General features: G+C 73.8%; 9 protein-coding genes. 2 read left to right on the top strand and 7 right to left on the bottom strand.

All coding sequences use genetic code 11. The annotated features are described in order from the left end of the window. Positions 1-10: 10 nt before the first annotated feature. From BLU42_RS00075 to BLU42_RS00100, 6 genes are all read right to left on the bottom strand, one after another. The gene (locus BLU42_RS00075; RefSeq protein WP_091071961.1) at positions 11-1,783 is read right to left on the bottom strand and encodes a dihydroxy-acid dehydratase; all 1,773 of its coding nucleotides are present in this window, start codon (positions 1,781-1,783) and stop codon (positions 11-13) included. Next, positions 1,780-2,880, bottom strand: a complete 1,101-nt coding sequence (locus tag BLU42_RS00080) for a zinc-binding dehydrogenase (protein ID WP_091071964.1) — start codon at positions 2,878-2,880, stop codon at positions 1,780-1,782. The genes BLU42_RS00075 and BLU42_RS00080 overlap by 4 nt, the downstream gene beginning before the upstream one ends. Before the next feature lie 2 nt (positions 2,881-2,882). Then, entirely contained in the window at positions 2,883-4,280 is a 1,398-nt protein-coding gene (locus BLU42_RS00085) for a glycoside hydrolase family 5 protein (protein WP_091071966.1), read from the bottom strand. 132 nt (positions 4,281-4,412) lie between these two features. Then, positions 4,413-6,275: a translational GTPase TypA gene (typA, locus tag BLU42_RS00090; protein ID WP_091071969.1), complete on the bottom strand. Its 1,863-nt coding sequence runs from the start codon at positions 6,273-6,275 to the stop codon at positions 4,413-4,415. 176 nt (positions 6,276-6,451) lie between these two features. Then, positions 6,452-6,898 carry a RidA family protein gene (locus tag BLU42_RS00095; RefSeq protein ID WP_091071972.1) on the bottom strand — a complete coding sequence of 149 codons (447 nt, stop codon included), beginning with the start codon at positions 6,896-6,898 and terminating at the stop codon, positions 6,452-6,454. Between the two features lie 32 nt (positions 6,899-6,930). Continuing rightward, positions 6,931-8,382: an FAD-binding oxidoreductase gene (locus BLU42_RS00100; RefSeq protein WP_091071975.1), complete on the bottom strand. Its 1,452-nt coding sequence runs from the start codon at positions 8,380-8,382 to the stop codon at positions 6,931-6,933. A 172-nt stretch (positions 8,383-8,554) separates the two neighbouring features. Here BLU42_RS00100 and BLU42_RS00105 point away from each other — a divergent pair, with 172 nt between their 5' ends. Together BLU42_RS00105 and BLU42_RS00110 are read left to right on the top strand one after the other, a co-directional pair. Then, positions 8,555-12,034 carry a BTAD domain-containing putative transcriptional regulator gene (locus tag BLU42_RS00105; RefSeq protein WP_172825720.1) on the top strand — a complete coding sequence of 1,160 codons (3,480 nt, stop codon included), beginning with the start codon at positions 8,555-8,557 and terminating at the stop codon, positions 12,032-12,034. Positions 12,035-12,084: 50 nt separating this feature from the next. Next, the gene (locus BLU42_RS00110; protein WP_091071982.1) at positions 12,085-13,212 is read left to right on the top strand and encodes a GTPase family protein; all 1,128 of its coding nucleotides are present in this window, start codon (positions 12,085-12,087) and stop codon (positions 13,210-13,212) included. Between the two features lie 22 nt (positions 13,213-13,234). On the opposite strand, the gene BLU42_RS00115 is transcribed toward BLU42_RS00110, so the two are convergent. Further along, positions 13,235-13,723, bottom strand: coding sequence for a hypothetical protein (locus tag BLU42_RS00115; protein ID WP_091071987.1), 489 nt, complete (start codon positions 13,721-13,723; stop codon positions 13,235-13,237). Between the last annotated feature and the right edge of the window lie 78 nt (positions 13,724-13,801).

The following is a 13,801-nucleotide window of genomic DNA, read 5'->3' on the forward strand; positions in this document are numbered from 1 at the left end:
GACGGGCTGCTCAGTGCGACTCCCGCGCGACGGCCGGTCCGGTGCTGCCGACCAGGAAGTCGAGGTCGGCCCCGGTGTCGGCGCCCTGGACGTGCTCGACGTAGAGGCGCTCCCAGCCGCGGGTCGGCGCGGCGAAGTGCTCGACCAGGGACGCCGGCGGCGTACGGCTCGACAGCTCCTCGTCGTCCACGTCGAGCTGGAGGATCCGGTTCGGCACGTCGAGGACGATCGTGTCGCCGTCGCGCACGAGGGCCAGGGTCCCGCCGGCGGCGGCCTCGGGGGAGACGTGCAGGACGACGGTCCCGCACGCGGTCCCGCTCATCCGGCCGTCGCAGATCCGCACCATGTCGCGGACCCCGAGGTCGAGGATCTTCTTCGGCAGGGGCAGGTTCGCGACCTCGGGCATGCCCGGGTAGCCGCGGGGACCGCAGCCGCGCAGGACCAGGACCGAGTCGGGCGTGACCGGCAGGTCGGGGTCGTCGATGCGGGCCTTGAGGTCCTCGACGGAGTCGAAGACGAGCGCCGGGCCGCGGTGGGTGAGCAGGTGCTGGCTCGCGGCGGCGGGCTTGACGATCGCCCCGGCGGGCGCCAGGTTGCCCCGCAGGACGGCGATGCCGGCGTCGGCCTGCAGCGGCTCCGAGCGCGGGGTGATCACCGAGGTGTCCCACACCGGGTTGTCGTCGGTGACGGCCTCGACCAGGGTCCGGCCGGTGACCGTGATGGCTGCCGGGTCGAGCAGGTCGGCGACCTGGGAGAGCGCGGCGAGCACGCCGCCCGCTCGGTGCAGGTCCTCCATGAGGAACTCCCCGGCCGGCTGAAGGTTCACGAGCAGGGGGACGCCCGCCCCGATCCGGTCGACGTCGTCGAGGTCGAGGTCGATGCCCAGCCGGCCGGCGATGGCGAGCATGTGGACGATCGCGTTGGTCGAGCCGCCGACCGCGGCCAGCGCCACGATCGCGTTGTGGAACGACTCCTTGGTGACGACCTGGGAGATCGAGCGGCCCTCGCGCACGAGGTCGACGGCCAGGCGGCCGGTCATGTGCGCGTTCTCGAGGAGCCGGCTGTCGGGCGCGGGGACGCCGGCGGTGCCGGGGATCGTCATGCCGAGCGCCTCGGCGACGACGCTCATCGACGACGCGGTGCCCATGGTGTTGCAGTGCCCGCGGCTGCGGATCATCGACGACTCGGAGCGGACGAAGCGCTCGGCGGTCAGGGTGCCGGCGCGGACCTCCTCGCCGAGGCGCCACACGTCGGTGCCGCAGCCGAGCGTCTGGCCGCGGAACGTCCCGTTGAGCATCGGCCCGCCGGAGAGGACGACCGCGGGGAGGTCGACGCTCGCCGCGGCCATGAGCAGCGCGGGAATGGTCTTGTCGCAGCCGCCGAGCAGCACCAGTCCGTCGACCGGGTTGGCCCGGAACATCTCCTCCATGGCCATCGCGGCCATGTTGCGCCACAGCATCGCGGTGGGCCGGACGAGCGTCTCCCCGAGGGACACGACGGGCAGGTCGAGCGGGATGCCGCCCGCCTCGTAGACGCCCTGCTGGACCGAGCGCGACACCTCGTTGAGGTGCGCGTTGCACGGCGTGAAGTCGGAGGCGGTGTTGGCGATCGCGATCTGCGGACGACCCTCGAAGGCGTCGGAGGGCACGCCGCGGCGCATCCACGCCCGGTGCAGGTAGGCGTTGCGGTCGTCGCCCGCGTACCAGGCGTCGCTGCGCAGCGGCGGGCGTCCCGGTCGCACCTCGGGGGGCGTCGGGACGGGGTTCTCGGCGGGGATGCTCATGGCACGAGCACCGTACGACCGGCGGCCCCGCCGCGCAGCGACGCCAGGGCCGCGTCGGCCTCGGCGAGCGGGCGCCGGTCGCCGAGCAGGCGGTCGAGCGGCAGGCGGCCGGCGGCGTACAGGGAGAACAGCCGCGGCAGGTCCATCCGCGGGTTGCTCGCGCCGTAGAGCGCGCCGACGACGCGCTTCTGGCGCTGGACCAGGTCGTTGATCGGCAGGGCCATGGTGGCGTCGGGACGGTTCAGGCCCACGGCGACGAGCGTGCCGCCGGGGGAGAGCGCGTCGACGCACTGGCGCATGGTGGCCGGTGCCCCGACGGCGTCGACCGCCCAGGGGACGCCTGCACCGCCGGTCAGCGCCAGCACGCGCTCGACGACGTCGCCCTCGCGGGCGTCGACGACGTGCGTCGCGCCGACGGCGCTCGCCAGCTCGAGGTGCCCGGGGTCGACGTCGACGGCGATGACGGGTCCGGCACCGACGAGGGCGGCACCCATCACCGCGGCCAGGCCGACCCCGCCCGCGCCGAGCACGAGCAGCGGCCGGCCGGCGGCGTCCTCGACGGCGTTCAGGACCGCACCCACGCCGGTGATGACGGCGCAGGCCGAGATCGCGGCGACCTCGGTCGGCACCTCGTCGGGGATCGCCAGGACGCTCGTCTCGGACACGACGGCCTGCTCGGCGAAGCAGGAGACGCCCATCAGGTGGTGCAGCGTCTCGCCGCCCGCGTGCAGGCGGCTGGTGCCGTCCATGAGGCCGTTGGTGGTGGCGAGCACCCGGCCGTAGCGGCACAGCACGGGGTTGCCGGCGACGCAGGCGTCGCACTCGCCGCAGCGCGGGCGCCACTGGAGCGCGACGCGGTCGCCGACGGAGATCCGGCCCGTGGTGCGCGGGCCCAGGGCCTCGACGACCCCGGCGCCCTCGTGGCCGACCACCAGGGGCAGGCGGGCCGGCAGGTCGCCGAGGACGTAGTGCAGGTCGCTGTGGCAGACGCCCGCGGCCTCGATGCGGACGCGCACCTCTCCAGGGCCGGGCTCGTCGAGCTCGACCTGCTCCATCGACAGGGGTGCGCCGGTCTCGCGCAGGACGGCGGCGAGCATCCTCACACCGCCGCTCTGGCCGGGGCCGGCTGGCCCGCAGCCTCCTGCGCCCGCTGGAGCTCGGCGAGCAGCGGCTCGCGGACCTCGCAGGAGGAGAAGGCGAAGGAGTCGGCCAGGGCGTCCAGCTCGGTGTCGTCGAGGCCGCGGAACAGCTCGGCGTACTCCTGCGCGAGGGGCTGGGCGAAGGTGATGTTGAGCAGCAGCGTCCGCACCCAGTCGAAGCGGCCCCACGGGTACGGGTCGAAGTCCGGGAACTCGGTCGCGACGAGGTCCTGCACGGGCTGGGTCACCTCGGCGACGCCGATGCCGTCGCTGCCCCACTGGTCGACGCCGAGGCGCTCCTTCTTGGCGACGAAGGCGTCGAACCGCTGCCGGTACGGCGTGTCGGGGCGGACCGAGACCAGGCCCTGGCGCCCGATGTCCTTGTACATCCACAGCGTCCAGCTGGCCTTGTGCCGGTTGTAGAGGTCGAGCTGGTCGCGCAGGATCTCGCGCAGCCAGGCGTCGTGCTCCTCGTCGCCGCCGTAGATGGGCCCGAACTCGCCCACCAGGATCGGCGAGGTCAGCGAGCGCGCGTGCTCGGAGCGCTCGAGGAACTTCGCCTCCGCCTCCTCGGTGCTGTAGTGCGGGCTGCGTCCGAGACCGGCCGGGACGTAGTCGTGCAGGGTCCACACGGCGTTGTCGTAGGGCTCGGTGAACATGCTGAAGTCGGTCGCGTACGTGTTGCCGTCGAGGAAGAGCACGTGGTCGGGGTCGACCGCGCGGATCGCCGAGACCAGCCGCGAGCAGAAGGGGCCGACGACCTGGCCGGACTCGTCGGAGGGCTCGTTGAGCAGGTTGTAGCCGAGGACCCAGCCGTTGCCGCGGTAGTGCTCGGCGATGGCCTCCCAGATGTTGACCACGCGGTCCTGGAAGTGCCGGTGCTGCCAGAAAGCGGCGACGTGCGTCGGGTTGTCGGAGTGCCAGTGCTGGTTCTGCGAGCCGGGGAGCGCGTGCAGGTCGACGATCGAGTAGATGCCGTGGTCGGCGAGCAGCTCGATCACCCGGTCGAGGTGACGGAAGCCGTCGGCCTTGATCTCGAACGGTCGCGCGTCGTCCTCGAGGTGCTTGTAGCCGACGGCGATGCGCACCAGGTTGAGCCCGGCCTCGGCGAGGAAGGCCGCGTCCTCCTCGGCGAAGAACTGCGTCAGCAGCCGCTCGAAGAAGCGCTCGGACCGCTCCGGACCGAGGACCTTGACGACCTCGGCGCGCATCAGCGACTCGTTGGCCGAGTAGCCGGTGATGAAGTTCTCCATGTTGAGCCAGCCGCCCAGGCACACCCCCCGGAGCAGCAGCGGCTGCCCGTCGGGCCCGATGAAGTCGGCGCCGGAGGTGCGGATCAGGGGCGTGGCAGCAGCCATGGGTGACGTCCTCGTCAACAGGTTTCGCGGTCAGGAGAGAAAGTTTCTCTTCCGCGAACCTACGGAAACGCCCCCGAGGTCGTCAACCCCGGGGGCGTCCGTACGAGACCCTGCCGCCTTGCCGTCCCCGGGTCAGGCGTTCTTGGCGCGCGACCGCGTGCGCGACCGCTCGCCGGCGTTCAGCACGACCTTGCGGATGCGCACCGCGGCCGGGGTGACCTCGATGCACTCGTCACCGCGGCAGAACTCCAGCGCCTGCTCCATGGCCATGTTCTTCGGCGGGATCAGCCGCTCCAGCTCGTCGCCGGTGGAGGAGCGCACGTTGGTGAGCTTCTTCTCGCGGGTGATGTTGACGTCCATGTCGTCGGCGCGGGCGTTCTCGCCGACGATCATGCCCTCGTAGACCTCGGTCGTCGGACCGACGAAGAGCGTCCCGCGCTCCTGCAGGCTGAAGGACGCGTACGCGGTCACGACGCCGCTGCGGTCGGCCACGAGCGAGCCGTTCGGGCGGGTGCGGAGCTCTCCGTGCCAGGGCTCGTACGTCTCGAAGACGTGGTGCATCATCCCGGTGCCGCGGGTCTCGGTGAGGAACTCGGTCCGGAAGCCGATCAGGCCGCGGGCGGGCACGAGGTACTCCATGCGGACCCAGCCGGTGCCGTGGTTGATCATCTGCTCCAGGCGGCCCTTGCGCAGCCCGAGCAGCTGGGTGACGACCCCGACGAAGTCCTCCGGCGCGTCGATCGTGAGGCGCTCGACCGGCTCGTGCAGCTTGCCGTCGATCTCGCGCGTGACGACCTGCGGCTTGCCGACCGTGAGCTCGAAGCCCTCGCGGCGCATCATCTCGACCAGGATCGCGAGCTGCAGCTCGCCACGGCCCTGCACCTCCCAGGTGTCGGGGCGCTCGGTCGGGTTGACCTTGATCGACACGTTGCCGATCAGCTCGGCGTCGAGGCGGTTCTTGACCAGGCGGGCGGTGAGGTTCTTGCCCGACTTGCCGGCCAGCGGCGAGGTGTTGATGCCGATGGTCATCGAGATCGAGGGCTGGTCGACCGTGATCAGCGGCAGGGGCTTCGGGTTCTCGGGGTCCGACAGCGTCTCGCCGATGGTGATGTCCGGGATGCCCGCGATGGCGATGATGTCGCCGGGGCGGGCGATCTCGGCCGGCACGCGGTCGAGGGCCTCGGTGATCAGCATCTCGGTGAGCTTGATGTTCTGGATGGTGCCGTCCTGCTTGCACCAGGCCACGACCTGCCCGCGCTTCATCTCGCCCGCGAACACCCGGCACAGCGCGAGGCGGCCGAGGTAGGGGGAGGCGTCGAGGTTGGTGACGTGCGCCTGGAGGACCGCACCCTCCTCGTACTGCGGGGCGGGGACGCCGTCCAGGATCGTCGCGAACAGCGGGCCGAGGTTCTCCGAGTCGGGCATCTCGCCGTTCTCGGGGGCGGTCAGCGAGGCGCGGCCGGCCTTGGCCGAGGCGTAGACGACCGGGAAGTCGAGGACGTCGGTGTCGCCGTCCTCGAGCAGGTCGAGGAAGAGCTCGTAGGTCTCCTCGACGACCTCGGCGATGCGCGCGTCGGGGCGGTCGACCTTGTTGACGACCACGATGATCGGCAGGTTCTTGGCCAGGGCCTTGCGCAGCACGAAGCGCGTCTGGGGCAGCGGGCCCTCGGAGGCGTCGACGAGCAGCACGACGCCGTCGACCATCTCGAGGCCGCGCTCGACCTCACCGCCGAAGTCGGCGTGGCCGGGGGTGTCGATGATGTTGATGATCACGTCGGAACCGTCCGGCGCGTGGTGCAGCACCGCCGTGTTCTTCGCGAGGATGGTGATGCCCTTCTCGCGCTCGAGGTCCATCGAGTCCATCACGCGGTTGTTGATGTCCTGGTTGGCGCGGAAGGCGCCGGACTGCCAGAGCATGGCGTCGACGAGCGTGGTCTTGCCGTGGTCGACGTGGGCCACGATGGCTACGTTGCGCAGGTCGCTGCGTACGGGCATGGAGCGGTGTTCCTTCTCGTCCGGGGTGGCGGACCAACCCAAGCCGGTCCCGCGGGCCCGCGACGGCGTCGTTCGGGCAACCAGATGAGTCTACCCGGCGTCAGAGGGTGGGCGCCCCGCTCGCGCGGGGCGCCCGTCTCAGACCTCTGTCCTCCGGCTCTCCGGTCGCCGCCCGGTCATCGCGCCGCGGTGCGGACCACCTCGACCATCAGCCCGGGCATCGCGAGCGCGCCGACCTGCGCGGCGATCCCGCCGCACGGGACGACCCCCGCGGCAGCGAACCGCCCGACCAGCTCGCCGGCCGCGGAGAAGTAGGTCGCCATGTCGGTCGTGTAGACGTCGTAGCGGACCACGTCGGAGAGCGTCATGCCGGCCACGAGCAGGACGGTTTCGACGTTGTCCATGGTCCGGGCCAGCTGACCCGCCATGTCGCCGGGGGCGACGACCACGCCCGCGTCGTCGAGCGCCGCCTGCCCGGCGAGGTAGAGCGTGCGGGCCGGGGTCGGGACGAGCGTCCCGCTGGCGAAGCCGAGGGCCGCGGTCCACGGCCAGGGGTCGACGCACTGGTTCCGGGTGCGGTGCTCGTGCGTGGTGCCGGGGCTTCCGGACGCGGTCGTGGTCATGGGCGTGGTCCCTTCGTCGTGGTCGCGTGGGTTCAGCGGGTGGTCGGGCGGGGGTCGGTGGCCGCGAGCAGCGCGCGGCTGCCGGCGAGCACGCGTCGCGGGTCGTGCGCCTGCACGACCTCACGCAGCCGGGCGACGCCCTGCTCGCCGTACGCGGCGGTCCACCAGGCGGCGTCGGTGCCGGTGGCGAAGTTCGGCAGCAGGCCGTACGTGCTGCACGGCTCCAGGGCGTCGACGAGCGCGCGCCCGTGAGCGGTCACCGCCTCGCGCAGCGGCGGGACGGCGAGGCCGACCGCGAAGACGCTGTAGGCGGCGTCGCGCTGGGCGAAGGCCGCCTCGGCCCCGTCGCTCATGGCGCCGCCGAGCTGGCGGACCTCGACGACGACCTGCGGGCACTCGGCCGCCGGGCCGGCGAGGTCGACGAGCGCGCCCAGCGCCTCGTCGGTGAGCTCGGCGAGGAGGGTGTGGGCCTCCAGGCTCGGCATCGGGTCGACCGGGTCCATGTGGATCGCCCCGAGGGCGGCGAAGGGCAGCGGCCCGACCCCGTCGAGGACCGGCGTGGCGCAGGCGCGCATCGGCGCCAGCACCTCGGGCCCCTGCTCGAGCGACCCGGTCCAGGCGAAGCGCACGCTCATCGTGAACCTCCCGGCCAGCGGCGGCGGCAGCTGCGGGAGCGGCGGGAGCCGGACGAAGGCGATCGACGTCGTCGCCTCGGCGGGCAGCGTGGCCGACCAGGACGCCCAGGTCCGCAGGACGGTGTCGGCGTCGGCGCCGTCGAAGAACAGGGCCCCGGCGTAGAGCTCGGCGACCGGCACCAGGTCGATCTCGACCGCGGTCACGACGCCCGCGGTGCCCCGGCCGCCCTTGAGCGCCCAGAAGAGGTCCGGGTTCTCGGCGGCGCTCGCGGTGCGCAGCTCTCCGTCCCCGGTGACGACGTCGAAGGAGCGCACGTGGTCGATGCCCAGGCCGAAGGTGCGTCCGACCGGGCTGATGCCGCCGCCGGTGAGGTAGCCGACCACGCCGACCGCGGGGGCCGACCCGGCGACGGCGCCGAGCCCGTGCGGTGCAGCGACGTCGAGCACCTGCTGCCAGAGCACCCCGGCGCCGACCCGGGCCCAGCGGCCCTCGGCGTCGACGTGGAGCTCGGACAGGCCGCGCGTGTGGACCATGACCTGGTCGTCCAGGTCGGGGCTGAGGCCGTGGCCGGTGAGGCGGACGCCGACGCCGAAGCCCTGCTCGCCGGCGAGCCGGACGAGGGCGACGACGTCGGCCGCGTCGGCCGCCTCGACCACGGCGACCGGGCTGACGGACAGGTCGAGGTTGAAGCCCGAGACGAGGGCGTCGTACTCCGCGCTGCCGCGGCCGTGCGCGACGAGCCCAGCCTCCTGCAGCGCGGCGAGCCTCGCCTCGGCGGTAGGGGTGCCCGCCGTCCTGCCGGCGGAGGTTCCGGTGGGGGTGCCGGCGGTCGTGGTGGTGGTGGTCATGGCGGCTCCTGGAGTGCGTGCCCTTGCCGGGCGGTGTCGTGGTCGTGGTCGACCGTGCGCAGATACAGTCGTGCCGCGGGTTTGGCGGAACCTTGGGGTCGGCACCACGCGTCGCCAGGTTCCAGGAGGGGCGCCCGCCAAGGATTCGCCAAGGTCTCGCCGAGGACGGTGGATGGCTCTCGCGTACGGGCTGCTCGGCCCGCTGACCGTCAGCCGGGACGGTCGCCCGCTCGACCTCGGCGCGCCCAAGCAGCGCCTCGTGCTCGCCCTGCTGCTCCTCGAGCGCGGCCGGGTCGTCTCGACCGACCGCCTCGTCGCCGGCGCCTGGCCGCGGGACGCCCCGCCCAGCGCGGTACCGAGCCTGCAGGCGTACCTGTCGAACCTGCGCCGCCTGCTCCGGGAGCCCGACGTCGACGGTTCGGGCCGCGCGACGCCCCTGGTCCGGCAGGCGCCGGGCTACCGCCTCGACGTCGGCCTCGCGTCGTTCGACCTCGAGGACTACCTCGCCGCGGTCCGCACGCAGGCCGAGGCCGTGCAGCGTCAGGACTGGACGGCCGCGCTGGCGGCGGGGGAGGTCGCGCGGGGGCTCTGGCGCGGTCCGCTGCTCGCCGACCTGGCCGACGAGGACTGGGTGCAGGCCGCGTCGGCCGCGCTCGAGGAGCGTCGTACGCGGTCCCGCACGGACGCCGTGCTGGCGCACGCGGCGACGGGTGACCTAGGCGCCGCCCTCGACGTCGCCCGCACGCTCGTCGACGAGCACCCCTGGCGTGACGACGTCGCGGCCCTGCTCGTGCGCGTGCTCGCACGGTCCGGCCGCACCACCGAGGCGCTCGACGCCTACCGCGCGTACGCCGACGGTCTCGCTGACGAGCTCGGCCTGGACCCGGGGCAGGAGCTCCGCGCGCTGCAGCAGTCCGTGCTGCGGGGCGACGCGTCCCTGGGCGCCTGGCCCGAGGGCTCGTCGGGCCCGCGGTCGTCGCCGACGCCCCCGGCCGCGGCGACGGTTCCGCTGGCGCACGCGACCCGGTCCGCGCCGACGACCGACGATTTCGTGGGCCGCGCGGGGCCGCTCGCCGCGTTGGCGGACGTGCTGGGCCGCGGCCGCTCGGGCCGCACGGCCTGGGCGGTGCTGAGCGGCCCGCCCGGGATCGGCAAGACCCGGCTCGCGCAGGAGGCCGTGTCCCGCGCCGTGCGCCCGGGCGCGACGGTCGTCTGGGGGCGCTGCCTCGAGGAGGAGGGCGCGCCGGCGTGGTGGCCGTGGCGGGCCGTGGTGCGTGCGCTCGGGGCCGACCCGGGCGTGCTGCTCGCGCCGCCGGCCGGCGCGGACGCCGACGCCGGACGGTTCCTGGTCTACGAGCGGCTCGAGGAGCTGCTGCGGGGGGCGGCGGCGCGGAGCCCGCTCGTGGTCGTGCTGGACGACCTGCAGTGGGCTGACGCGACGTCCCTGGCGGCCGTCGCGTCGCTGGCGGCAACGTTGCGCGACGCCGACGTCACCGTGCTCGTGACCCTGCGCGACGGGGAACGGCGGCCGGCGACGGAGGACGCGCTGCGCCGGGCGCTGAGCGCGGTCGGGCGGACGGCCGACGCGCGCGAGCTCGCCGTCGGACCCCTGGACGCGGGTGACGTGGCCGCCGTGGTCGGGACGGTGAGCGGGGAGGTGCTGTCCGGGCCCGACGCCGCGGCGCTGACCGAGCGGACCGGTGGCAACCCGCTCTTCGTGCGCGAGTACGCCCGCCTGCCTCCGCAGGAGCGGCTCGGCGCCGCGCTCCCCGGCGCCGTGCGGGCCGTGCTGGGGCGCCGCCTGCAGGTGCTGGAGCCGGCCGTCCTGGACGTCGTCAGGTCCGCTGCCGTCATCGGCGAGCGCGTCGACCTGCCGCTGCTGGCCCTGGTCGCCCGCCTCGATGCCGAGCGGGCCGCGGACCTGCTCGACGGCGCCGCCGACGAGGGGATCATCGGTCCGACGCCGGGTGGGACCGGCTACGGCTTCACCCACGCGCTGCTGCGCGACGAGGTGCTGGCCGGGCTGAGCCCGATCCGTCGGCAGCGGGTGCACCTGCGCGTCGCCGAGGTCCTGGCCGACGCACCCTCGAGCAGCACCGAGGAGCCGCTCGCCAGGCGGGCGCACCACCTCGTCGCCGCGCTGCCGCTCGGCGAGGTGACGACGACGGTCGAGGCCTGCCGGGCGGCCGCCCGGCAGGCCGAGGAGCAGTGGAGCTACGAGACCGCCGCCCAGTGGTGGGAGGCGGCGCTGGGCGCCTGGGACTCCGCGCCCCACGCGCACGACGACCCCGACGGCCGTGACGCGCTCCTGGTCGCCCAGGTGCAGGCGCTGGCGCGCTCGGGGCGCGGGCAGACGCTGCTCGACCTCGTCGAGTCGTCGCTGGCCGACGTGCAGGCGACCGGCACCACGACGACCGTCGGTCGGCTGTGCTCGGCCCTGCTGCGCTCGGCGGGAGCGTGGCCGTGGACGAGCGGCGGGGACGACCCGCTGCCGCTGCTCGCACGGCTGTCGTCGCTGCAGCGGTTCGTCGAGCCCGACCCCGTCGCCCGTGCGCGCCTGCTCGCGGCCATGGGCGTCGGGCACGGCTACAACCCGGACCCGCGGGTCGCCGACGGGCTCACCCGCGAGGCCGTCGCGGTGGCCGAGGAGGCCGGCGACGTGGACGCGTTGGCCGACGCCCTGCTCGGCCGGGTCCTGACCTACGTCGGGGTGGCGGCGCACGCCGAGGAGTGCGAGGCGCTGCTGGTCCGGCTCGACGGGCTCGGGCACGCGCAGCGCGACGTCGACGTGGTCCTCCGGCACACGGTCTCGACGATGAGCCGGACCCTCCTCGGCGATGTCGCCGGGGGCGAGCGCCAGCTCGCCCTCGGTGCGGTCGAGGCCGATCGGCTGCGGCTGCGCCTGCTGCGTGCGCAGCTGCGCTGGGCGGAGTTTGGCTTCGCGACCTGGCACGGCGCGGGGGACGCGCAGGAGCTCCTGAACCGGGCGATCGAGGCGCACCGGCGCACCGAGCTCTACGAGCTGGGCATCTTCGAGCTCGCCACCAACCTGCTCGGTCTCGACACCGGCCACGTCGTCGAGTGGCCGCAGGCCTTCCAGGTGCGCGAGGACCTCACGTGGGCGGCCGTGCGGGCCGGCTTCGCCGGCGACCGGGATGCCGCAGACGCCCTCGTCACCGAGCGGCTGGCGGTGGAGGTGCCGACCGTCTGGCTCACCCTCGGGCACCTGACCGTGCTCGCCAACCTCGTCGCCGACCTCGGGCTCACCCACCACGCGGCGACGCTGGTGGAGCAGCTGGTCCCGGACCGCGAGCGCCTGGCCATGGTCGGCCAGGTGGCGTCGTGCGGGCCGGTGGCCCTCCCGCTCGCCCGGCTGCGCACGCTCCTGGGCGACCTCGACGGGGCCCGGGCGGACCTCGCGCTCGCCGTCGACCTGGTCGCGCGCAACGACGGCGGTCCCGCGACGATGCGCTGCGCGCTGGCCCAGGTCGAGCTCGACCTCGCCGCCGGGCGCGAGCCGGACCGGGCGGGGCTCGCCGGGCTCGCCGCCCGCGCGCAGCGCCTCGGGCTGCATCGTGTGGCCCACCGGGCCCGCGAGCTGGTGGCCCGGGCCGGGCAGCCCCCCGCGGCAGGAGCGAGGGTCCGGGGCTGAGGTGGGGCGGGCCCGTACGCTGGGCGGCCCGACCCACCGCAGGAGGCGCGATGGCGAACGACTGGCTCAAGGACTCCTTCCGGAGCGAGTACGAGTCCTCGTCGGAGGCGATCGGACGCTTCAACCTCGCGGTCTTCGGCAAGACCGGCGTGGGCAAGTCGACGCTGGTGAACGCGGTCTTCGGCGAGGAGGTCGCCCGGGTCGGGATCGGCGAGCCGGTGACGCAGGGCAGCCACCTCTACCTCGACAAGGTCGGCAGCCTGGGGATCGTCGACACCCAGGGCTTGGAGATCGGCACCGACGACAAGAAGATCATCGACGAGATGCAGAAGATGATCAACCGCACCCGCAAGCTCCCGCTGAGCGAGCAGGTGCACGTGGCCTGGTACTGCGTGCGTGGGATGGACCGGCGCTTCGAGGACACCGAGGCCGACTTCGTGCGCGCGCTCGACGACCTCGGGCTGCCGGTGATCATCGTGATGACGCAGGTGCCGCGCAACGCCTCGGGCTTCCACCCCGACGCGGTCGCCCTGGCCGAGCTGGTCCGCCAGCGCCACCTGCCGGTGGTGCCCGGCAGCCCGTACTTCACCTACGCCAAGCCCGACGACTTCACCGGCCAGCCCGCGTACGGACTGCGAGAGGTCCTCGATGCCACCTTTCGCGTTGCGCCAGAAGGCGTACACGGAGCCCTGGTCGCAGCGCAGGAGATCGATCATTCCCGGAAGGCGTCCGAGGCCCAGAAGGTGATCGCGGCCGCGGCGTCCAGCGCCGCGGCGAGCGCGGCCGTGCCGGTGCCCTTCTCCGACGCGGTGATGCTCGTGCCGATCCAGCTCGGGATGATGGCCAAGATCGCGCAGCTCTACAAGATCAAGTTCGACCGGGCGGCGCTCATGGCGATCGCGTCGACGACCGCCGCGACGCAGGCCGGGCGGGCGACGTTCACCGGGCTGCTGAAGCTCGTGCCGGGGGCGGGCACCGTGGCCGGGGGCCTGATCGGCGCGGGTGTCGCCTCGTCGTACACGTACGCCATGGGCCAGGCCTGGCTGGTCGTCTGCCAGCGCGCGGCGACGGGTTCGTTCGGCCGGGTCGGCGGGATGCTGGACACCGACGCCGTGCGCGAAGCCTTCACCGAGGAGTTCAAGAAGCGGCTCAAGATCAGGTCGAAGACCTCGGCCTGAGGGCGTCGCCCGGGGACGTGCGTCAGAACCAGTCGAAGAAGCGCGTCCACCAGGTCCCGCCGTGGCCGCCGCCGACGACGAGCTCGCTCGGGCCGTCGTACTCGCGCCACAGCTCCGGCTCCGGCACGATCACGTAGCCCAGGTCGTCGAGGACCCCTTCGAGCCGTGCGTCGTCCTCCGGGTCCAGCAGCAGCGCCGTCTCCTCGGCTTCGTAGGCGCCGGGGTTCTCGACCGACACGGTCACCAGCGACCCGAAGCTGCTGACGCAGACCACCAGCTGCGCGCCGGTCCGCGTCGCCTCCGCCGGCACGCGGAGCGTGCCCCAGAAGCTCGCGTCCTGCTCGTCGGGGTCGGCGGTGCAGCGGCAGCGGAAGGCGGCCTCCACCCGCTCGACGAGCGTGCGGAACCGTTCGGCGGTGGCCGCCCGGTCGAAGTCGGCGGGTCGCTCGAGGTGGTCGGGGTCGTCGAGCTCGCGGAGCCGTCGCCACAGCGCCTCCCCGGTGAGCCTCATGCCGACATCGTGACCGACGAGAGCCTGATTCGTTCAAGATCAACCGCGCTCCGGGCTGCCCGGTCCTGCTGAGTAGGC

Source organism: Microlunatus sagamiharensis, from assembly GCF_900105785.1.
In the GTDB taxonomy this organism is placed as follows: Bacteria; Actinomycetota; Actinomycetes; order Propionibacteriales; family Propionibacteriaceae; genus Microlunatus; species Microlunatus sagamiharensis.

Bases quoted from the DNA above. Each gene is read 5' to 3' on its own strand.
- BLU42_RS00085 (WP_091071966.1), bottom strand. From the start codon at position 4,280: ATGGCTGCTGCCACGCCCCTGATCCGCACCTCCGGCGCCGACTTCATC.
- BLU42_RS00105 (WP_172825720.1), top strand. From the start codon at position 8,555: ATGGCTCTCGCGTACGGGCTGCTCGGCCCGCTGACCGTCAGCCGGGAC.
- BLU42_RS00075 (WP_091071961.1), bottom strand. From the start codon at position 1,783: ATGAGCATCCCCGCCGAGAACCCCGTCCCGACGCCCCCCGAGGTGCGA.
- BLU42_RS00110 (WP_091071982.1), top strand. From the start codon at position 12,085: ATGGCGAACGACTGGCTCAAGGACTCCTTCCGGAGCGAGTACGAGTCC.
- BLU42_RS00100 (WP_091071975.1), bottom strand. From the start codon at position 8,382: ATGACCACCACCACCACGACCGCCGGCACCCCCACCGGAACCTCCGCC.
- BLU42_RS00080 (WP_091071964.1), bottom strand. From the start codon at position 2,880: ATGCTCGCCGCCGTCCTGCGCGAGACCGGCGCACCCCTGTCGATGGAG.
- BLU42_RS00095 (WP_091071972.1), bottom strand. From the start codon at position 6,898: ATGACCACGACCGCGTCCGGAAGCCCCGGCACCACGCACGAGCACCGC.
- BLU42_RS00115 (WP_091071987.1), bottom strand. From the start codon at position 13,723: ATGAGGCTCACCGGGGAGGCGCTGTGGCGACGGCTCCGCGAGCTCGAC.
- typA (WP_091071969.1), bottom strand. From the start codon at position 6,275: ATGCCCGTACGCAGCGACCTGCGCAACGTAGCCATCGTGGCCCACGTC.